21 protein-coding genes and 1 tRNA gene are annotated in these 19,832 nt (G+C 56.4%); 9 read left to right on the top strand and 13 right to left on the bottom strand.

Annotated elements, in window-relative coordinates; translation table 11 throughout:
• Positions 1–3: 3 nt before the first annotated feature.
• The 5 genes from H7A81_RS03660 to H7A81_RS03640 all read right to left on the bottom strand — a co-directional run bounded on the left by H7A81_RS03660 (position 4) and on the right by H7A81_RS03640 (position 4,492).
• On the bottom strand, positions 4–753 hold the full coding sequence (locus H7A81_RS03660; RefSeq protein WP_182056744.1) for a sugar phosphate isomerase/epimerase: 750 nt from the start codon (positions 751–753) through the stop codon (positions 4–6).
• Positions 754–908: 155 nt separating this feature from the next.
• The gene (locus H7A81_RS03655) at positions 909–1,934 is read right to left on the bottom strand and encodes a LacI family DNA-binding transcriptional regulator (protein WP_058961163.1); all 1,026 of its coding nucleotides are present in this window, start codon (positions 1,932–1,934) and stop codon (positions 909–911) included.
• Positions 1,935–1,992: 58 nt separating this feature from the next.
• Complete coding sequence (locus H7A81_RS03650; RefSeq protein WP_160833319.1) at positions 1,993–2,997, bottom strand: LacI family DNA-binding transcriptional regulator; 1,005 nt, start codon at positions 2,995–2,997, stop codon at positions 1,993–1,995.
• 161 nt (positions 2,998–3,158) lie between these two features.
• Positions 3,159–3,821: an OmpA family lipoprotein gene (locus tag H7A81_RS03645; RefSeq protein ID WP_034829973.1), complete on the bottom strand. Its 663-nt coding sequence runs from the start codon at positions 3,819–3,821 to the stop codon at positions 3,159–3,161.
• Positions 3,822–3,931: 110 nt separating this feature from the next.
• Complete coding sequence (locus tag H7A81_RS03640) at positions 3,932–4,492, bottom strand: DNA-3-methyladenine glycosylase I (RefSeq protein ID WP_034829972.1); 561 nt, start codon at positions 4,490–4,492, stop codon at positions 3,932–3,934.
• A 142-nt stretch (positions 4,493–4,634) separates the two neighbouring features.
• Here H7A81_RS03640 and H7A81_RS03635 point away from each other — a divergent pair, with 142 nt between their 5' ends.
• The 4 genes from H7A81_RS03635 (at position 4,635) to H7A81_RS03620 (ending at position 7,846) form a co-directional block, all read left to right on the top strand.
• Complete coding sequence (locus tag H7A81_RS03635) at positions 4,635–5,327, top strand: autotransporter domain-containing protein (RefSeq protein WP_182056743.1); 693 nt, start codon at positions 4,635–4,637, stop codon at positions 5,325–5,327.
• Positions 5,328–5,419: 92 nt separating this feature from the next.
• Complete coding sequence (gene dnaT / locus H7A81_RS03630; protein WP_166933328.1) at positions 5,420–5,956, top strand: primosomal protein DnaT; 537 nt, start codon at positions 5,420–5,422, stop codon at positions 5,954–5,956.
• On the top strand, positions 5,956–6,696 hold the full coding sequence (gene dnaC / locus H7A81_RS03625) for a DNA replication protein DnaC (protein ID WP_034829969.1): 741 nt from the start codon (positions 5,956–5,958) through the stop codon (positions 6,694–6,696). The genes dnaT and dnaC overlap by 1 nt, the downstream gene beginning before the upstream one ends.
• A gap of 16 nt (positions 6,697–6,712) precedes the next feature.
• Complete coding sequence (locus H7A81_RS03620; protein ID WP_182056742.1) at positions 6,713–7,846, top strand: ROK family protein; 1,134 nt, start codon at positions 6,713–6,715, stop codon at positions 7,844–7,846.
• 15 nt (positions 7,847–7,861) lie between these two features.
• Here the strand turns inward: H7A81_RS03620 and H7A81_RS03615 are convergent, their stop codons facing one another.
• A complete protein-coding gene (locus H7A81_RS03615) occupies positions 7,862–9,325 on the bottom strand; it encodes a sugar porter family MFS transporter (protein ID WP_182056741.1) in 1,464 nt (487 codons plus the stop codon).
• Positions 9,326–9,728: 403 nt separating this feature from the next.
• Between H7A81_RS03615 and H7A81_RS03610 the strand changes: the two genes are divergently transcribed.
• Both H7A81_RS03610 and H7A81_RS03605 read left to right on the top strand, forming a co-directional pair.
• Positions 9,729–10,721, top strand: coding sequence for a LacI family DNA-binding transcriptional regulator (locus H7A81_RS03610; protein WP_034829964.1), 993 nt, complete (start codon positions 9,729–9,731; stop codon positions 10,719–10,721).
• A gap of 67 nt (positions 10,722–10,788) precedes the next feature.
• Positions 10,789–11,253, top strand: a complete 465-nt coding sequence (locus H7A81_RS03605) for an Rrf2 family transcriptional regulator (protein WP_034829963.1) — start codon at positions 10,789–10,791, stop codon at positions 11,251–11,253.
• Between the two features lie 2 nt (positions 11,254–11,255).
• On the opposite strand, the gene H7A81_RS03600 is transcribed toward H7A81_RS03605, so the two are convergent.
• A complete protein-coding gene (locus H7A81_RS03600; RefSeq protein ID WP_182056740.1) occupies positions 11,256–11,633 on the bottom strand; it encodes a DUF1360 domain-containing protein in 378 nt (125 codons plus the stop codon).
• A 192-nt stretch (positions 11,634–11,825) separates the two neighbouring features.
• Between H7A81_RS03600 and H7A81_RS03595 the strand changes: the two genes are divergently transcribed.
• Positions 11,826–12,224 (top strand): helix-turn-helix domain-containing protein, encoded by a 399-nt coding sequence (locus H7A81_RS03595; RefSeq protein WP_038643912.1) that lies wholly within the window; start codon positions 11,826–11,828, stop codon positions 12,222–12,224.
• Here H7A81_RS03595 and H7A81_RS03590 read toward each other — a convergent pair.
• Both H7A81_RS03590 and H7A81_RS03585 read right to left on the bottom strand, forming a co-directional pair.
• Positions 12,178–13,029, bottom strand: a complete 852-nt coding sequence (locus H7A81_RS03590) for an AraC family transcriptional regulator (protein WP_182056739.1) — start codon at positions 13,027–13,029, stop codon at positions 12,178–12,180. The two genes, H7A81_RS03595 and H7A81_RS03590, sit on opposite strands and share 47 nt — an antisense overlap.
• Before the next feature lie 167 nt (positions 13,030–13,196).
• A tRNA-Sec gene (locus H7A81_RS03585) sits at positions 13,197–13,291 on the bottom strand.
• 167 nt (positions 13,292–13,458) lie between these two features.
• Between H7A81_RS03585 and xylB the strand changes: the two genes are divergently transcribed.
• Both xylB and H7A81_RS03575 read left to right on the top strand, forming a co-directional pair.
• On the top strand, positions 13,459–14,901 hold the full coding sequence (xylB, locus tag H7A81_RS03580) for a xylulokinase (protein ID WP_182056738.1): 1,443 nt from the start codon (positions 13,459–13,461) through the stop codon (positions 14,899–14,901).
• A gap of 228 nt (positions 14,902–15,129) precedes the next feature.
• A complete protein-coding gene (locus H7A81_RS03575) occupies positions 15,130–16,062 on the top strand; it encodes a GlxA family transcriptional regulator (protein ID WP_160868648.1) in 933 nt (310 codons plus the stop codon).
• Here H7A81_RS03575 and H7A81_RS03570 read toward each other — a convergent pair.
• From H7A81_RS03570 to H7A81_RS03555, 4 genes are all read right to left on the bottom strand, one after another.
• On the bottom strand, positions 16,047–17,042 hold the full coding sequence (locus tag H7A81_RS03570) for an acyltransferase (protein WP_166933308.1): 996 nt from the start codon (positions 17,040–17,042) through the stop codon (positions 16,047–16,049). The genes H7A81_RS03575 and H7A81_RS03570 overlap by 16 nt on opposite strands.
• A gap of 315 nt (positions 17,043–17,357) precedes the next feature.
• Positions 17,358–18,473, bottom strand: a complete 1,116-nt coding sequence (locus H7A81_RS03565) for a mandelate racemase/muconate lactonizing enzyme family protein (RefSeq protein WP_182056737.1) — start codon at positions 18,471–18,473, stop codon at positions 17,358–17,360.
• A gap of 36 nt (positions 18,474–18,509) precedes the next feature.
• Positions 18,510–19,271, bottom strand: coding sequence for a GntR family transcriptional regulator (locus tag H7A81_RS03560; protein ID WP_160868651.1), 762 nt, complete (start codon positions 19,269–19,271; stop codon positions 18,510–18,512).
• 14 nt (positions 19,272–19,285) lie between these two features.
• A partial coding sequence (locus H7A81_RS03555; protein ID WP_182056736.1) for a dihydroorotase family protein occupies positions 19,286–19,832 on the bottom strand: 547 nt, incomplete at its 5' end.

Below are 19,832 nucleotides of genomic sequence, written 5' to 3'. Positions count from 1 at the left end.
TCCTTACAGCGCACGCAGCAATTCAACGTAATGGCGTGTCACGGCCAGCAGATCTTCGCCTTCGAGCGGGAATTCGATGCCGCGCGGCGCATCAGCAGGCAGTGCGTTAAGCAATGTGCGCCAGCTGCCGTCGGTTTCGTCCAGCGCCACCGCACGGAAGCTCTCGCCATGTGGCACCGCGGCTTTCACGTGAATGTAGCTGACGTAACGGCTGAGTTGCGCCGCTGCCTGCAAGGCGTCTTCGCCGGTCCACTGCCAGTTGCCCATGTCGAAGGTCATATCCAGCGGCAGGGCGGTATCGCAGGCACGATGGAAGAAGGTCTGCATCGGGGCCAGTTTGCTGTCTGGCGTTTGGTCGTTTTCCACCACCACGGTTACCGGCGATGCGGCGAGTACCTCAACCAGCGCAGCGTCGGAGAGATCGACAAAATGGCCGAGGGCGATTTTCAAACGCTTAGCGCCAATCTGTTCGGCTTCCAGCAGGAACTGCCCCAGACGAGGGTTGAGCGAGCCATCTTCCAGCCACAACGCTTCCGGCACCGAGTAGCTGGCACTGAGCTGCTGTTGAGCAATTGCCTCGTTGAGCGAGTGCAGTCTCAGCAGATCGTCTTCGCTGAATAGCTCACGACGGATTTCTACGCCATCCGCGCCAGCGGCTTTGATCAGCGGCAGCAGGGCGGTTTGACCACCTAACTCAGCGACTTTGTGCGTGCCGTAGGCGGCGGTGACCACGATGATTTCCGGATGTGCCATGTTGTCTCTCCATTGAACTCGGAAGGATGCGGTCTGAGCCGCCCGTTGTTTTAAATCGATGTCTTAAAAAAAACCTAAATGGAACCGGTTCCAAATGAAAGGAAGAGAGTGTGGAATTATGATCCTGCTCACGAAGTGAGCCAGAGAAAAGGGGATTAGCGCAGCGGCTGGCTGGAGCCGCGCACAATGAGCTCACCGGGGAAAACCTGCTCATTGATCGGCTGCTCATTACCGTCAATGCGTGAGATCACCTGTTCCAGCGCCGCATAGCCAATTTGCCAGGTGGGCTGTTTCAGGGTGGTGATACCCACGCCTGCCAGTGCGGCCCACTCCAGCTCATCAAAACCGAGCAGTCCGATGGTTTCACCCCAGCGCTGTTCGAGCCGCTGCAAGGCGCGCGCCACCTGTAAGGTCAGGGCACCGTTGGCGGCCATCACCGCGCAGCGTTTGTCACTGTGGCGTTGCTGGAATGTCCGCAGCACCTGCTCCAGCTGTTCAGGCTGATGCAGGGGGACTTCGGCGTTTTCCGCCATCACGCCGGCGTGGGCTTTGCTGGTGTCATAGAATGCGCCAAGGCGTTCACGGCGGGTGTTGACGCTACCTAAGGGTTCGCTGAGGAACAGCAGGGCATCGTAACCGTTGTCCAGCAGATGCTGGGTGGCAATTTGCGCGGCTTCGGGGTTATTCAGGCCGACCACATCACAGGCGAAGTCAGGGATTTTGCGGTCGATCAGCACCATCGGCAGCATCGACTGCTGCAGGCGCTTCAGCACCTCTTCGTGCATCCCGACCGCGTTCACCACGATGCCCTCAACCTGATAGCTGCTCAGCAGTTGCAGATAATACTGCTCGCGATCGACTTCGTTGTTGGTGTTACACATCAGCAGCGTAAAGCCCTGCGCACGGCAGGCCGCTTCGATACCGCTCAGCACATCCACGGAATAGGGATTGGTAATATCCGCGATAATCAGGCCAATCAGCCGCGTGCGGCCACGCTTTAGTCCGCGCGCCATCTGGCTGGGACGATAATCGAGGTCGGCAATCGCCTGTTCAATACGGGCTTTGAGATCGGGCGAGAGCAGATTCACTTCGCCATTAAGATAGCGGGAAACGCTGGTTTTACCGGTTTTTGCCGTGCGGGCAACGTCACTGATTGTGGCTCGTGGCGGCCTGGTCTTCATCGCGTACACCTGAATAATAAAATCAGGCGAAGACTATCACAGCGCGGCGCGCACGCAATCATTGTGCATCAGAAGTGAGGCGCAACATCGGTTGCCACAGCGTCTGGAGCTCCTCAAGCGGTGCACCTTCCAGCAGTTGCAGCACCATTTCGGCCACGCGTTCGCCAATGCGCTGCTGCGACAGTTGAAGAATGGCGTTCACCGGATGATCGATAATGGAGTCATGCGGCAAGCCATCATAGACATAAAGTGGGATCGCCCGCGCGCCGCTTAAACGGTCGGCCTGCTGCAACGCGATGGCCGCGCCTTCACCCAGCGGCGCACAATCCGTGATGATGGCTTGAGGCGCGATATCCTGCGCCAGCCAGCGCTGTGTTTGCTGGTAACCGGCACGACGTGTTACCGGCAGCGCGGCCAGCATCGTTGGCGCGATAGGTGGTTGATGCTGTGTGAGGGCATCGATAAAGCCGTGGCGACGATCGAGGATATACGTGCAGGGCTCGTTGCCGCCAAGATAGGCAAGCCTTGTCAGCCCTTGTTGCAGGCAGTGTTCAGCGGCCAGCAAGGTGCCTGCATGATTATCGTAATCAAACCAGGCATAAGGTTGCGGCAGCTGGCTGCGGCCCAGCGTGAGAAAGCGATAGCCTTTCTGCTGCAAACGCTGCAGACGGATATCATGCGGTTGGGTATGGGTCAGAATCAGTGCATCCAGCGCGCCACTGCGCAACAGGCGCATCAACGTGCGGTGCTTATCCTGCGGTTTATCCGGCAGGATCATCAGATCAATGTCGTGCTGAGCAAGGCGTTGATCCAGCGTCAACAGCATTTCACTGTAATAGCTGTCATTCAAAGAGGCGGTGCTGACCGGGAAAACCAGCCCGACGGCATTGGCGCGGCCGGTCTTCAGACGGCGAGCGGCATCATTCGGACGATAGCCGCGGGAAGTGGCTTCTTCTTCAATACGTTTACGCGTGGCGGCCGCAACATCGTCATAGCCATTTAGCGCACGACTCACGGTGGTAACAGAGAGGCCGAGGGCAGCGGCAATGGCTTTGAGCGACATGATGACGTTTTCCACTGATCAAATTTTGATCACGCTAGCATAAAGTATTTTACGGCTCTATTGGTTGACGATTATAGAGCGTTATCTGATACAAAAAGCGTCTAATGCGGTGTAAAAACGTGCGGAAACGCCGATCTGCAGAAGCAGACCGGCGAAGGGGATTAACCCAGTGGGCTCAGCGTGATCTCGACGCGGCGGTTTTGTGCTTTACCCGCTTCGGTGCTGTTGCTGGCCACCGGATTATCCGGACCCATGCCCTGCGTGCGCAGACGGTTCTGCGCCACGCCTTGCAGAATCAGGCCGCTGGCCACACTCTCCGCACGCTGTTGCGACAGGCGCATATTCAGCGCGCGCGTACCGGTGCTGTCGGTGAAGCCCACCACATTGACGGCGGTTTTAGGATACTCTTTCAGCACCATTGCGACACCCGTTAAGGTGTTTGCACCTGCTGGTTTCAGGTTGCTGCTGTTGGAGTCAAAAGTGACGTTATTCGGCATATTCAGCACGATGTTATCGCCCTGACGCGTCACGCTGACGCCAGTACCGCGCATTTTGTCGCGCAGCTTCGCTTCCTGCACATCCATGTAATAGCCGACGCCACCGCCCAGCGCCGCACCGGATGCGGCACCAATCAGCGCGCCTTTGCCGCGATCTTTCTTGGATGATGACAACACGCCTACGCCTGCACCCAGCACGGCACCTAAGCCCGCGCCGATGCCGGATTTCCCGGCCTGCGATTCGCCGGTATAAGGATTGGTGGTACAACCGGACAGCACAACGCTGCCGCTGAGTAACAAGGCCAGCGTCAAACTACGCTTTTTCATTGAAAATCCCTCACAAAGTCACACGGGGAAAATGCCCCAAAACGGCACTATTATGCCGTTCAATAATGGGGAAATGCGTGAGGGTCAGTCTTAAAGTGTAAAGTTTTGCGTTAAAGATTATCGGGATGGCAGAAACAGCTGGTTTGATGATCGTTAATCAGCCCGCACGCCTGCAAAAATGAATGGCATGTTGTTGGACCGACGAATTTAAAACCACGCTTCTTTAACGCCTTAGAGAGCGCGATGGCAGGCTCGGAGGTGGTGGGCGCCAGCTTGTAATCGGCGAAACGGTGCAAAATCGGCTGATTATCGACAAATGACCAGACAAAGCGTGAAAAGTCTTCGCCTTCCGCTTCCAGCGCCAGCATGGCTTTGGCGTTATTGATGATCGCCTCCAGCTTGCCGCGATGACGAATTAATCCGCTGTCTTGCAGCAAGCGCAGCATGTCGGCCTCATCCATCAACGCCACGGCCTGAGGATCAAATTCGTGGAACGCGCGACGATAGTTCTCACGTTTCTTGAGCACGGTGATCCACGACAAACCCGCCTGTTGTCCCTCAAGGCAGATCATTTCAAATAAGGCCCGCTTATCAGTTTGCGGCACACCCCACTCATTATCGTGGTACGCCAGATAGAGTGGATCCTGTGTTACCCAGCCACAACGTTGCATATTACTCTCCCTAAGCATGAGGAAAATACAGTTAATCCCTTGACGTATTACAGAATCGATTAATAGTTAATCAATGGGTGCCGATAATCAATAAACCTGAATCTTAACGCCCGTTTCCTTTCTGGCTCGTCAGGAGTCTTTCATGTTGCAGAAAAGTGAGTGGACAGGCCAGCACAATCTCATGCTGGCTTTTGGCAGTGTGTGGCTGTTATTTGCGGCGCTGCCGGCTTACGCCTGGGATGAATCGGGCGCGGATTATGTGCCGGATTACAATGCGATACTTGCTGAAAAGATTTCCAGTCATCACCTGATGTTGACAGAAGATCGTGACATCAGCCTGATGGATGCCGCGCTTAATTCACCGGATGAGAGCGCGATGGTGCTGCACAGTGAAAAAGCCAGCGTGGGGAATGCCCCCTTTGCTAACCGCTATTCGGCAGGCTGGCAGATGCCGATGAGTGCGACGCTGCGCACCGGTCCGGTGGCGCAATTCGCGGTGGATGATTCGCGAGTGAGTTGCCCGAAGTGTGAATTTGTCGATGGCAATCACGCCGGACATATTGCCTCACTGGGCTGGCGCGTTGATTCCACCCTTGACTGGATTTCACCCTGGGCACAGGTTAGCTACAGCCATCAATTGAGTGATGAAAATGCGTCATCGCTGCGCGATCGCCCCGAGGAGATCGGCCATGAAAGCAACTGGGTGGATGTCAGCGTGGGGGCCAATGTGCCGTTTGGGCAAAATATGGCGGCTTTCGCCTCCTTCTCGCAAACCGGTGCGGTGATCAGCGGTGAACAGTTTATTTACAGCCTTGGCGTCAGCGCCAGCTTCTAAATCCTGCGCGATCCATCGCGTTAAAACAGGTACACTGACCACTTAGCGCTAAACCTATCGGCGCTCCGGGTTGGTCAACGTCAGGTTTCTTCATGTCAGTTAAAATCTTATCTTCAACGCTGGTGGGGCTGGATGGCTTTTGCCAGGATCCGCTTGCCGTGTTGCAGCAGGCCGATAACGGCGTGCTGGCGGTGCTGCACAACAATGCGCCCGCTTTTTATGCGCTGACACCGCAGCGTCTGGCACAGTTGCTGGCGCTGGAAGCCGCAGCGCAGCAGCCAAATGATGTCACGCTGGATGACAGCCTGTTCCATAGCGATGCGGCACCGATTGCCACACCGGTAGGCAAGTTTGCCATGTACGCGGGCTGGCAGCCGGATCACGATTTTCAGCGGCAGGCCGCCATCTGGGGTGTGGCGCTGAATGAACCGGTCACCGCAGCCGAACTGGCTACCTTTGTGGCTTACTGGCAGGCCGAAGGCCGACTGTTCCATCATGTGCAGTGGCAGCAGAAACTGGCGCGCAGCGTACAAATGAACCGCGCTGCTAATGGCGGTCAGCCCAAGCGCGATATCACCCAGATCAGCAATACTCAATATGATATTCCCGATGGATTCCGAGGTGAGTGATGAAAACGCCGAACGATCTTTTCAGTCGCCTGAAAAAATTTATGCCTGCGGATGTGCAGCCGAAATTTAAAAACGGTGAAGAGCTGCTGGCGTGGAATCAGGAGCAGGGCCGTCTGCGCTCTGAAGCCATCGTGCGCGAAAACCGCGCCATGAAAATGCAGCGTATCATGGGGCGTTCCGGTATCCGTGAGCTGCACATGAACTGCTCGTTTGATAACTATCGTGTCGAGAATGATGGTCAGCGCAAAGCACTCGCGCTGGCGCGTGAGTATGCCGCCGGGTTCGACAACAGCATCGCCAGCTTCGTGTTTTCTGGCCGCCCTGGCACCGGAAAAAACCATCTGGCCGCCGCCATTGGTAACGACCTCATTCTGCGTGGCAAAAGCGTATTGATTGTCACCGTGGCCGATTTGATGTCGAGCATGAAAGGCACCTTCAGCGGTGGCAGCGACATCACCGAAGAGCGCTTGCTGCAGGATCTCAGCCATGTGGATCTGCTGGTGATCGATGAGATCGGCATGCAGAGCGAATCCCGCTACGAAAAAGTGATCATCAATCAGATTGTCGATCGTCGCTCATCGTCAAAACGCCCAACCGGCATGTTGTCGAATCTGGACCCGGCGGGAATGAACGGCTTATTAGGTGAGCGCGTGATGGATCGTATGCGTCTCGGCACCAGTTTGTGGGTGCGTTTCGATTGGGAAAGCTATCGCAGCCGTGTACGCGGTGATGAGTATTGAGTCAGGTGGGCGCGCGATGAAAGCAGCCGGTAAAGGCCCCGCATTACTTCGATTAAACAACCTTAAGCGCGTGATGACGCAACTGCGTAGCACACGTATTACTTCCCGCCAGGATATCGCGCTGGCGCTGCAGCTGAGTAAAAACACCGTATCCCTGATTGTGGATGATTTGCTGGCGCAGGGCCTGATTCACGAACTCGGCCCGGTGAGCGTGGCAGCGGCTGGACGCCCAAAAATCGAAATTTCGCTACGCGCGGAAAAGCTAAAAAGTGCCGGCATCATGGTGGAGCGCAACGCCATTCACTGGCGCGTCTGTGATTATTTCTCGCAGGTGATTGCGGAACAGACCTGGCAAACGGCGACCGCCGATCCTGAGCAGCTGCTGCGTGAGCTGGAGGAAGTGTGCCAGACCTTGCACGCCGCGCATCCTGAACTACTGGGCATCGCCGTAGGCTTTCCCGGCATTATCGATCCACTGCGCGGCAGGGTGCACTTTTCCGCCCATCTTGGCTGGCAGGATGTCGATGTTTTGACGCCGCTGGTCAGCGCCTGCCGTTTGCCGCTGCGCATTATGCATAACGTCAAAGCCGCTGCGCTGCTCTCGGTGGAGCAACTCGATCTGGATAGAGCACAAAGCCATTTTTATCTGCGTATCGGTGAAGGGGTTGGCGGTGCGCTGGTGGAACAGGGCGAAGTGTTTGTCGGCAGCAGCTGGACCGCCGGGGAGATTGGTCATTTGCAGGTGCAACCGAAAGGGTTGCGTTGTAGCTGTGGACGTTCAGGCTGCCTGGAAACGCTGATCAGTCAGCCCGCAATTCAACAGCAGTTGGGGCAGCGTAAAACAGGACTGCGCTGGCAGAATGCCGCCAGTGAACCGCAGATCGTGAGTGAAGTGATGGCGTTAACCGGTCAACATTTGGGCCACGCCCTGAGCCATGTGATGCAGCTGGTGAACCCGGCGAGCATCATTATTGATGGGCCGTGGAATACGCATCCTGCCTTTATCCAGGCGGTTGAAGAAACGGCGCAGGCCAGCACGCTGGCCTTTACCTTCTCCCACACGCAGCTGCATTTCCTGCCGCAGCGTATTGATCCTGCCAACGGTTTGGCGCTGGCGGTGATTGAGCAATATGAGCGCGCCATCTCTTAGGCGCGCTTCATCACATTAATGCCGTGGAATATCAAATGACTCGCTGGGTTTGGCCGGCGAGGTGCTCTGCGGCAGTTCCGCTTCGACGTTAAACTTCTCCAGCACCAGCCCATGAATTTTCTCCAGCGACACGCCCGCGGTCTCTGGCAGGTAGCGGAAGGTAAAGAAGTACATTCCCAGAGAGAAAATCGCGAACAGCAGCAGAGGGAAACCACCGTGGAACAGATCCAGCAGCATCGGGCTGCTGTTCATGATCGGAAAAGTACTGCTGATCACAAAGTTCGCCAGCGACATGGCACAGATGGAAATCCCGACGCAGATCGAACGAATTTCGGTAGGGAAGATTTCGCCCAGCACGGTCCAGACAATCTGGCCCCAGGTCATGCCAAAGAAAATCATATAGGCAAACAGACCCACCACCGCCAGCATACCCGGCAGGTGATAATAGAACGCGATGAACGAGTAAGCGAGGCAGATGCAGGAGGTGATGGCCCCCAGCAGCAGCAGCTTACGGCGGCCAATTTTATCAATCACCATCATGCCCGCCAGCACGCCAATAAACTGACAAATCGACAGCCAGAAGGTCTGCAGCAACGCCGAATCGGTGCTGCCCGCCACGTTCTTCAGCAATGTCGGACCGAAGTACTGAATGACGTTAATGCCGCTGATCTGGTTACCGACCGCCAGACCGATACCGATGATCAACAGCGGAATAGTGGTTTTATCCAGGCGCAGGCGCGATTTATGTTGATGCGCGGTTTTGTCTGAGAACGAGTGTTTGATTTCATTGAACACGCTCTCGGCATGCTCGCGGTTGGAAATTTTGGTCAGCGTATCCAGCGCTTCATCGTATTTGCCCTTGAGCACGTTCCAGCGCGGAGATTCCGGGATAAAGGCGATGAAGAAGATGAACAGTGCACAAGGCACCAGTGCAGTAGCCAGAATATAACGCCAGCCCATGTTGATCATCACCTCGGGCAGCGTCGATTTGGTGATGAAGTAGTTGGTCAGTAACACCACCGATTGTCCACCGACACAGCATACCGCATAGAGTGCAGTGGTACGGCCGCGAAACTTCGAGGGCGACAGTTCCGCGAGGTAAATCGGCGAAATCACCGAGGCGAGGCCAATCGCCAGTCCACCAATGATGCGGAACAGCACAAACACTGTGAAGTTGTGGGCGATGGCGGTGCCGATCACCGAAACGGTGAACAGCAGTGCGGTAATGGCGAGCGATTTTTTGCGTCCGAGTTTGTCGCTCAGTCGCGGGGCAATAAAGCAGCCTACTAAGCTACCCAGCAGAATGTTGGAAACGGCCCAGCCGGTTTCTGCGGGGGTTAACTGGAAATATTCACTTAAAGGTTCGATTGCACCGGAGATAATTGAAGAGTCATAGCCCATTAGCAGTCCGCCAAATGCCGCGACGGTACAGCAGAGTATGACGTACTTCATGTTGTAGCGTTTTTGCCTGGTATCCATTGTTATAGCCCCTTGTCTCTACGGCCTGAACGTTACGTGTTCAGAAAGAGGAGTGGTGTAGGTTATCGATGTTCAGCGTTTTTCACTCAAGGTCATCACGTTGGAATATATGTTCTAAATGATGGTTTTTGGATCATTTTTTCCAGAAAGTGTGAACGACGTTGCGAAAATTGCTGATGGCAATATTCACGGTAGGGCCATATTTGGCTGAAATGATAGGTTTTTTATCAGAGGCGAGAGGCATGATATGACTATTCTTGTTTTTTCTTGCAACGGTGTGAAATTTTTATTCTGTAATATGACGCTGATTTCTCTCCTTGAGGGAGGTTAAGCGTAGGTTTCATTTTTTGCCGGGCAACGGGCATAATACGTTGATTGACAGGCCATCTTTGCGGACGTCGCAATGAAAACGCAGCGCATCACTCTGGACGATATTGCTACCCTGGCGGGCGTCACCAAAATGACGGTAAGCCGTTATTTACGTACCCCGGAAAAGGTTAAAACGGAAACGGCGGAGAAAATCGCCAGCGTCATGGCTGAAATCGGCTACGTCCCCGATAGCGACAACACCACCGCAACCAAACAGAGTCAGCCACGCATCGGCGTGCTGGTTCCTTCGTTTAACAACCAAATCTTTGCCGATCTGCTGGCGGGCATTGAGTCGGTCACCAGTGCGCACGGCTATCAGACGCTGGTGGTCAATTACGACTACAACGCCCAGCGTGAAGAGGAGCAGATCGCTACCGTGCTGGCGTTCAATATCAAAGGGCTGATCCTCACCGAATCCGTGCACACAGTACGCGCCGAGAAATACCTCAATGCCGCCAATATTCCGGTGGCGGAAGTGATGGGGTTGACGGAAGCCAGCGGGCGGATCAACGTCGGTTTTGATAACTATCGCGCCGGTTACGATATGACCTCGATGCTGCTGGCCAGCGGCAAACAGCGCGTCATCTATTTTGGTTCGATGTCCGATCGCCGCGATGAGCAGCGCTATGCGGGTTATCGTGATGCGGTAGAAGCGGCGGGCTTTCCGGCGGGGCGTATCGTCCCGAATAAGGTCTCTTCAGTATCGATTGGTACGGGCATGATGACGCTGGCACGCCAGCTCTATCCGGAAATGGACGCGATTCTCTGCACCAATGATGATTTAGCTGTCGGCGTATTGCAGGAGTGTCAGGCAGCCGGAATTGCCGTGCCGCAGACGATGGCGATTGCCGGTTTTCACGGGCTGGAGATTGGCCAGGCCACCACGCCACGCTTAGCCAGCGTGATTACGCCACGTTTTGAGATGGGTAAAGTCGCCACCGAGATTGTGCTGAAGAAGATTAACCAGCAGCCGACTATTGAACAGGTCAATCTGCATTATCGACTCTCGATGGGAGCGACTATCTAGACGACCGGATAAATTGTTGCTATCGGGCGGCTTTGCTACAGTGTCGTGAACTTTAGAGGAACGATCCATGCCCCGCGACAACCGTATGTCCCGCTCACTGCACGCCTTAATTCATCTTGATCGGCACGTTAAACGCGCCACCTCGGAAGCGATGGCGAAGATGTTGGGCACCAATCCGGTGGTGGTACGCCGCATGATGTCTGGCCTGCGCGAAAAAGGCTATGTGGTCTCGGAGAAGGGGCACGGCGGCGGTTGGGAGCTGCGGGTGGAACTCAGCGCGATTACGCTACTGGATGTGTATCAGGCGATTGGGTCGCCTGCGCTGTTCAGTATCGGGCCTGCTGCCGATCCTTCGCCGTGTTTAGTTGAACATGCGGTCGATGAGCGTCTGGATCAGGCGCTCCATGAAGCGGAAGTGCTGCTGCTTCAACGCTTTAGCCACATCACCGTGGCTGATATTGCCGATGATTACCTCAAGAAAATGGCAAAACTGGGGCTGGAATCTGAGCCCCATCCGCTGTGCAGTGAATAACCTCAATCCTGCTTCTGCAAAGTGATCTGCGCATTGTGCTTCATCACATGCGTGGTGACCGCTGCCTGGAACACTTTGAACATCAACCCGTTGATAAAGGTGGTCAGGGTTAAGGTAATGAACGCGGTCATCACCCAATCAACGAGTGCCATCTCGCTGTGCAATAGCGCAGGGCGATAAATCACCATGCCCGCGAGCACCGTCCAATGGCTCATGCAGTAAAAGCAGTGGAACAGATGGCCGAGCAGCGCGTGCTTTTTGGCGGCCCACGCGCGTAAGCCAGCAAACAACTCGGTTTGCGTGAGGGTCATCGCGATACTGGCCGCTGCCAGAGCTATCGCGACACAAGTTCCCACGTCTGAAGTCATCCAACTATTCATACATTCTCCTGTCAGGCATTTGTCATGTAACTTACAATATTACATGATGGTGTAAGCTGCAAGCGTCGGGTCAGAACGACAGCCATTAAAGTTTGGCGAGATATCGTTATTTATTGGCTTTAACGCTAAACATAGCCAACTGAAGCTTTTTTATAATGCTGCTGACTTTTTAATCCGCCATCAGGAGGAAAGATGGATATTCAGGCAGCTTGTATGCATCAACTGATGCTCTGGATCGAAGACAATATTGAACAGCGACTGACGCTGGAGACGGTGGCGCGTCGTGCGGGCTATTCGCAGTGGCATCTGCAACGCATGTTCCGCCACCATACTGGTATCGCGCTGGGCAGCTATATTCGCGAACGTAAACTCACGGCATCGGCGATTGCGCTGATGAACGGTCACATGCCGTTGATGGAGATTGCGATTAAGTATGGCTTTGAGTCGCAGCAGACATGGTGCCGCACCTTCCGCCGCATGTACGATCTGCCGCCCGGCGCGTTTCGTCGCAAATATCATCACAGCCTGCCAGCGATCGATGGACCTACGAGTCTTCTGATACTGCAACCGCAGACGCGTCAGGCGGCGTAAAGTATTTACCGGGCGTGGAACCAAAGGCGCTGCGGAAGGCGCTGATGTAACTGCTCACGCTATCAAAGCCGACCTGCCACGCTACCTGCTGCACACTTTTGCCGTCGGCCAACCCTTCCAGTGATTTCAACAGTCGCGACACCTGGCGATAGCGCGAGAGGCTCATGCCCACCGCACTGGCCCAGTGACGGCTCAGACTGCGTGGACTCAATCCTGCCCACTGTGCCAGCTCGGGGCCGGTGCGGGTATCCGCCGGATTATCCATCAACAAGCGCGCAATCTGCCGCAGGCGTGGCTCTTCGGGGAGTGGCAGCGTCAGCGCATGCTCGGTGGACTCATACAGCTCATCGAGAAACACATCGCATAACCGGTTGTAACGATCGCTGCCCCAGCTATCCGGCGACAAACTTGCCAGCCGCTCAGCCAGCGGTTCCAGCACCGAAGGGCAGGAGAGTAGCACCGGATGTTCTGGCAGCGGTGCCGTCAGCGCTTCATCCACCAACACCGTCCAGCCGAGCACGCGACCTGGCCCGATAATCGCGTGTTCAAAGTGTGGCGGAATCCACCCGACCAGGCGCGGCGGATTGGCGAAGATACCCGAGGGCGTGTTGACCGTCATCATCCCTTGCTTCAGACAGTAAAGTTGTCCGGCGGCATGTCTGTGGGTGCGGCTTTCTCGATCAAGCTGTTTCGATAATGACGCCGCAATCACTTTGGGTGCATTGGGTTGCAGCAGTTTTTTGCGCAGCTCATCCGCACGCGGATCGCCAGAGAAGGTGAGGTTGTCGGTGGGATGGATGAGCATGGTCGGGTCCGAAAATTTATCCAATGCGCAAAGTGGCGGAGAACCGAGCGGAAGTAAAGTGCCAGCCTTGCTGTGTCTTTTTTGGCTATATCTTTCCAACTTGTAATGAAGACTTACAGGTTGCCTAAGTCACTTTTGATGCATCGGTGTGAGATGGGAGAAACTAGTGGCGGAAGATCACAGGAGTCGAACCTGCCCGGGACCGCTGGCGGCCCCAACCGGATTTGAAATCCGGCCGCCTCACCGGAGACGACGATCTTCCTTTGAAGATGCCGCGCAATTATAGCGACAACCCAGCGCGAAATCTTGATCTTAGCCGTGCGCTACAGCACGTTCTCACGCTCTGATATGAAGCGTCGCCGCGCAGAGGTGATTAAATTCTCCACCTAAGGCTACAGTTATGATTTCTCACTGCATCAGGAGCTGAACATGGTTATCGGGATCGATTTAGGCACCTCTGGCGTCAAAGTGGTGTTGCTGGATGCGCAGGGGCAGGTGATTGCCGTGGAGACCGCGCCATTGCAGGTGTCGCGTCCGCAGCCGTTGTGGAGCGAGCAGGATCCCGAAAGCTGGTGGAGTGCTACAGACAAGGCGATGCAGGCGCTGGCGCAGCAGCACGATCTCAGCGGCGTGAAGGCCATTGGTCTGAGCGGTCAGATGCACGGCGCCACGCTATTGGACGCTGAGCACCAGATACTGCGTCCGGCGATTCTGTGGAACGACGGGCGCAGCAGTGAGCAGTGTCGGGAACTGGAGCAGCGCGTGCCCGATTCGCGCCAGATTACCGGCAACCTGATGATGCCCGGTTTCACTGCACCCAAATTGTTATGGGTGCAGCAGCACGAACCCGGTGTGTTTAAACGAGTGGCGAAAGTTCTGCTGCCCAAAGATTACCTGCGCTGGCGGATGAGCGGTGACTTCGCCAGCGACATGTCCGATGCAGCCGGCACGATGTGGCTGGATGTGGCGCAGCGTGACTGGAGTGATGCCCTGCTCAGCGCCTGCGATCTCAACCGCAGCCAGATGCCTGCGCTTTATGAAGGCAACCAGATCACTGGAACCTTATCGCCTGACGTTGCCGCACGCTGGAAGATGAACGCGGTGCCGATCGTGGCGGGCGGCGGAGATAACGCGGCGGGCGCGGTGGGTGTCGGCATGGTGGCGCCGGGTCAGGGCATGCTGTCGCTCGGCACTTCTGGCGTCTACTTCCTGGTCAGCGACGGCTATCTCAGCAATCCGCAGCAAGCGGTGCACAGTTTTTGCCATGCGCTGCCCAATCGCTGGCATTTGATGTCGGTGATGCTGAGTGCCGCATCCTGCCTTGACTGGGCAGCCACCTTAACCGGCTGTAAAGACGTGCCTGAGCTGCTGGCGGAAGCGGAAAAAGCCAGCAGTGAAGCCGCACCGATTTTATTTTTGCCATATCTGTCTGGTGAGCGCACCCCGCACAACAATCCGCAGGCGCAGGGCGCATTTTTTGGTTTGACCCATCAGCATGGCCGTCCTGAACTGGCGCGCGCGGTGCTGGAAGGCGTGGGCTTTGCGCTGGCAGAAGGCATGGACGCGGTGCATGAATGCGGCGTGCAGCCGCAAACCGTGATGCTGATAGGCGGCGGCGCGCGCAGTGCGCACTGGCGGCAAATGCTGGCGGATATCAGTGGATTAACGCTGGATTATTGCCACGGCGGTGAGGTAGGGCCAGCTCTTGGTGCTGCACGTCTGGCGCAATGGGCGATTGATCCGCAGAGCGAGTGGCCCGCACCAGAGTTGGTGCAGCGGCATCAGCCCGATGCGGCTCATCATCAGGCTTATCAGCCGCAGCGTGAGAAGTTTGCGCAGTTGTATCAGCATCTCAAACCGCTGATGTCCTGATTCGGTTAAGTGATGGCCGGATTGGGTCGTGGTTTTTATATTTATTCCGCTATGATGGGCAAATCAGGTTAGTTCCTTATGGCCTGAATTGTCCTTAGCACGCTCCCTTCTTCGGAGGGAAAGACATCCAGAGAGGCTGAGGCAGCAGCAATGTTACGTTAACCCTCGAACAGTTCTCTGCCATGCAGAGGCTGAGGGAAAAACACATCACCTACCCTGGAGCCTTTAATGCCGCAGCCCGTCTATTTCCTGGTTCTTCCTGGCGTGATGGCGCTCGATCTCACTGGTCCGGCGGAAACGCTGCAACTGGCGGATGGCTTTTTTGCTCTGCACTACATTGGCCCGCAAGCCAGCGTGCGCTGCTCCACCGGCATGACGATCGCGGATATTGCGCCACTTCCTGAGCAGCTACCCGATAACAGCCTGCTGGTGGTGCCCGGCGTGTATGACTCCAAAGTCTGGTTCGATACGGCACCTGCCGCCGCCGCGCGCGACTGGCTCCGCTCGCAGCAGTCCGCCATCCACTCTAAACGCATCACATTAGTCTGCATCTGTTCCGGTGCACTGCTCTCGGCGCAGGCCGGATTGCTAAATGGTGTGCAATGCACCACTCACCACGATGTGTTACCGCGCTTGAAAGCCGCCGCACCGGAAGCGTTAGTGAAGGATAACCGCGTGTTCGTGGAAGATCATGGCATCTGGACCAGCGCGGGTATCACGGCGGGCATCGATCTGGCGCTGCATCTGATCAACCGGCTTTGCGGCGCACCGCAGGCGCTGAAGGTGGCGCGGGAAATGGTGGTGTGGTTCCGGCGTTCGGGTGACGATCCCCAGCTCTCGCCGTGGCTGCGCTATCGCAATCACCTGCATCCGGCGATTCACCGGGCGCAGGACGTGATGATCGCCCATCCCGAGCATGACTGGTCACTGACCGCGCTGGCCGAGCGCGCGCATGTCAGCGAGCGTCATCTCACGCGCCTGTTCCGCCAGCATCTCGGCATTAGCGTGCGCGAATACCATGAACAGCTGCGTTTGGTAATTGCGCGTCAGCGCCAGCAACAGGGCGAAGCGGCGGAGAAAGCTGCGCTGGCGGCCGGGTTCTCCTCGGCACGCCAGTTGCGTCGCGCGCATCAGCGCTGGGACGATCAGCTCACCAGATGATGTTTATCCACGCGTTTGAGCAGCATCGCCAGCAGCAAACTGCCGATCAGCGTGATGCCAAATACCCACGGCAGATCGAGCCACGGACGTGACATATCGTCGTAATGGTTGGTGCGCAGATAGTGGATAAACAGCGCGTGAAAGCCATATATCGGCAGTGAATAGCGCGAAATCGTCGCCAGTATCGGCAGTGTGCGGCTGTTCAGCACATTCTTGAACAGCACCAGCAAGCTGATAGCGGCGATAAACACCAGCGGGCCGCAGTAAAGATACCAGGTGTCGTTGAATGCGCCGTTGATTTTCAGCATCTGTTTGGTGCCGAGCGTAATGCCAATCCAGCAGGCGATAAAGCCCAATCCCGCCAGCCAGCTGATGCCGCGCTTCTCGGTGTCCATGCAGCCAATTGCTCGCCCCAGCAGCGCGTACAGCAGGTAGTAAATGCTGTCGCCGCTGACGTAAAGATTCACTGGCAACCAATGAAACGGCCCCAGCGACTGGCTCACGGTGTTGGGATTGGCCAGCACCGCCAGCACCACGACCAGCAATGCGACGTAGCGCGGCTGCACGCTTTTCACCTGAATCAATGGCGACAGCAGGTAGATGCCGATAATGGCGAAGAAAAACCACAGGTGATAGAACACCGGTTTTTGCAGCAGCTTCAGCAGCGAGCGGCCTTCGCTGATCGGCGTCAGCCAGGTGATGTAGGCCAGCGCCACCGCGCTGTAGAACAATAAACACAGTACGATGCGCAGCAGATGGCGCCCTTGCGCGCTGCGTTCGCCAAAGAACAGATAGCCCGAAATCATAAAGAACAACGGCACACAGACGCGCGATGCGGAGTTGAGCAGGTTCGCCACATCCCAGCTAATACCCGTGACGGCCATCGGGCCGGTGATATACCAGGTGGTGGTGTGAATGACGATCACCATCAGGCAGGCAACCGCACGTAAGTTGTCAATCCAGTGTATTTTTTGCGACATGGCTTCCTCGTCGGCAATACGTCCGTGCGAAGAAGGGTAGTCACAGCGTGATGCGTCAACAACCTTTGGGACTGAAATTCGGATCACTCTGTTACGGGTGACACTGCCTGGTCGCAGCGTGAGGACAGCCCGGCAATAGCCGTGGTGCTCTGGCCTGCACGCCAGCATTCTCACCCAAACGAATAAAGCGACCACGTTTAACCGTGGCCGCTTTGGTGAATAAAACGGATGAGCCTCAGGCGATAAATCGCGCCGCAACCGAGTGTGTGCTGAACAATGGGTTAATCACGCATCCGGTGTTTGCCTGGCGGTGACTTAATCGCGGACGAGGAACTTCTCGATCACCGCTTCGTTCGGCTCAACGCCCAGACCTGGCTCGCTCGGCAACCACGCATAGCCATCTGCAATGCGCACCGGATTTTTCGCCAGCGAGCGGCTGATTTCGCCTGGCTCCACGCAATACTCCATCACCAGCGCGTTCTCAATCGCACACAGGAAATGCAGCGAGGCGGCGGTGTTGATGTCGGTGGTGAAGTTATGGTTACACACTTTACGGCCACGGCTGTGCGCGTAGCTGGCGATCTCCATCGCCTGAGTAAAGCCGGTGCGTGTCAGATCGATCTGCACGATGTCGATACCGCCTTCATCAATCAGGCGCTGGAAGCCAACCACCGAACACTCTTGCTCACCGGCGGCGATGTGCTGCTGGCAGGCGGCAGACACCTGGCCGTAACCGGCGTAGTTATCCGGGTGCAGCGGCTCTTCGATCCAGAACAGGTTGAGATGTTCATAACGCTGGCTGCGGCGCACGGTGGTCTTCGCATCCCAGACGTGGCCGACATCCAGCATCAGATCCACGCTGTCACCCATCGCGGTGCGCAGCGCTTCCAGATAGCGCAGATCCAGCGCTTCATCGGTGCCAAACGGCTCCCAGCCAAACTTCACGCCAGTGTGGCCAGTATCGATGGCGTGCTGCGCGCGCGCCACCGTCTCTTCGACGCTGTACTGGAACATGTTGGAGGAGTAAACGCGCATCTTGTTGCGCATCGCACCGCCCAGCAGTTCAACAATCGGTTTGCCCAGCGCTTTGCCTTTGATGTCCCACAGGGCGATATCAATGCCCGCCATCGCCTGCAGCACGGCACCGCTGCGTCCGTAATAGATGGTGGCTTTGTGCATCTTCTTCCACAAACGGCCGGTCTCCAGCGGGTTCTCGCCGATCAGCAGCGATTTCAGTCCGGTGACCATGGTGTGCGAATAGGGTGCTTCGATAATGGCTTTGGTGACATACGGGCTGCCATCCACTTCACCCCAACCGGTGATGCCCGCATCGGTGGTGATTTTGATAAGCAGTGCATCCTGCGAGCTATCGGTGCGCTGCTCAATAACCGGCAGACGCAGATAAAACGCTTCAACGTTGGTGATCTTCATCGTGGTTTTCCTGGTGTAAAGGCAATCAATAAAGCATCAGCCCACAGCGGAACGCTGCTGTCGGCGCTGCGTAATCAAGGTCTCGTAATCCACATCCAGTGCCTGAATGCGGATGTGGTTTTCAATTTCATCGGTCATCTGCGCGATATCGCCCTCGGCGAACACGTTGATCAGTCGCTGGTGCTCTTCAATGATGTCGCTCATCGATTTGCCCATGGTGGAGAGGCCAAAAATCACCGTCAGCTGGCGCGCAATTGACTCCCACAAATTGCTCAATACCGGGTTGTGGGCGAAGCTGCACAGCGTGCGATGGAAATCAGTGTCCGCCGAGGCAAAGCCATACACATCATCGTTTTGCATCATGGTTTGCATCTGTGCCACGCCCTGATACAGCTGATTAAGTTGCTCGGCGCCATTGCGTCCGGCTTCAATCGCGCGGCGACAGGCCAATGTTTCCAGTGGGATGCGCACATCAATAATCTGCTCCAGCCGCTGATGGGAAATCTCCATCAAACGGATGCCTTTATACGGCTCGCTGGTGACGATGCCCTGGCTTTCAAGAATGCGCAGCGCTTCACGGATCGGCACGCGGCTCATGCCGAGTTTTGCCACCAGATCCGGTTCGGCAATACGGTCGCCGGGTAAAATCAATCCGCGCGAGGCGGCGCTGAGAATCGCATCGACGGCGTGATCGACCAGCGTGCGCGGACGCGCAGCTTGCCAGTTGCCGTCTGAAGCGGCTTCCTGCGCCAGCGGTGCGCTGCTTTTACGGCTTGGGGTGGATGATTTTCCTGCCATGGTGATTGTCCTGTTTATACCTGCCGGGTCACGAACTGACCAAAGCCGGGTTCAACCTGCATCTGGTCATCCTGGAATACCGTGACACCACGAATAAGTGTGCGCACCACTTTACCCTGACAGCGCATCCCTTCAAATGCGCTCCACCTGCCGAGTCCCTGGAATTTTTCCCCCTCCACGATCCAGCTCTGCTGCGCATCGATAAACACCAAATCGGCATCGAAGCCAGGTGCGATCGCGCCTTTTTTGCCCCACAGCTGGAAGGCTTTGGCCGGACCGCTGGCGGTCATGCGCGCAAACTCGGTGAGGGCCAGGCCGCGATCGATATGTGCCGCGCTGAAGAACATCGGGCTCAAGGTTTCGACGCCGGTTAATCCCATGCCTGCGTCCCAAATACTGGCTTCACCGGCTTGTTTCTGTGCCGGGGTGTAGGGGCAGTGGTCAGAGGCGATCATGTCGACGTCGCCACGCAGCAGCACCTGCCACAGCGCATCGACCACCGGGCGTGGGCGGATCGGTGGGCCACAGCGCGCATTCGGTCCGATGCGCACCAGGTCGTCT

This window comes from Pantoea sp. ME81 (assembly GCF_903970985.1).
In the GTDB taxonomy this organism is placed as follows: Bacteria; Pseudomonadota; Gammaproteobacteria; order Enterobacterales; family Enterobacteriaceae; genus Pantoea; species Pantoea communis.
This window is presented reverse-complemented; position numbering and strand designations above follow the sequence as displayed.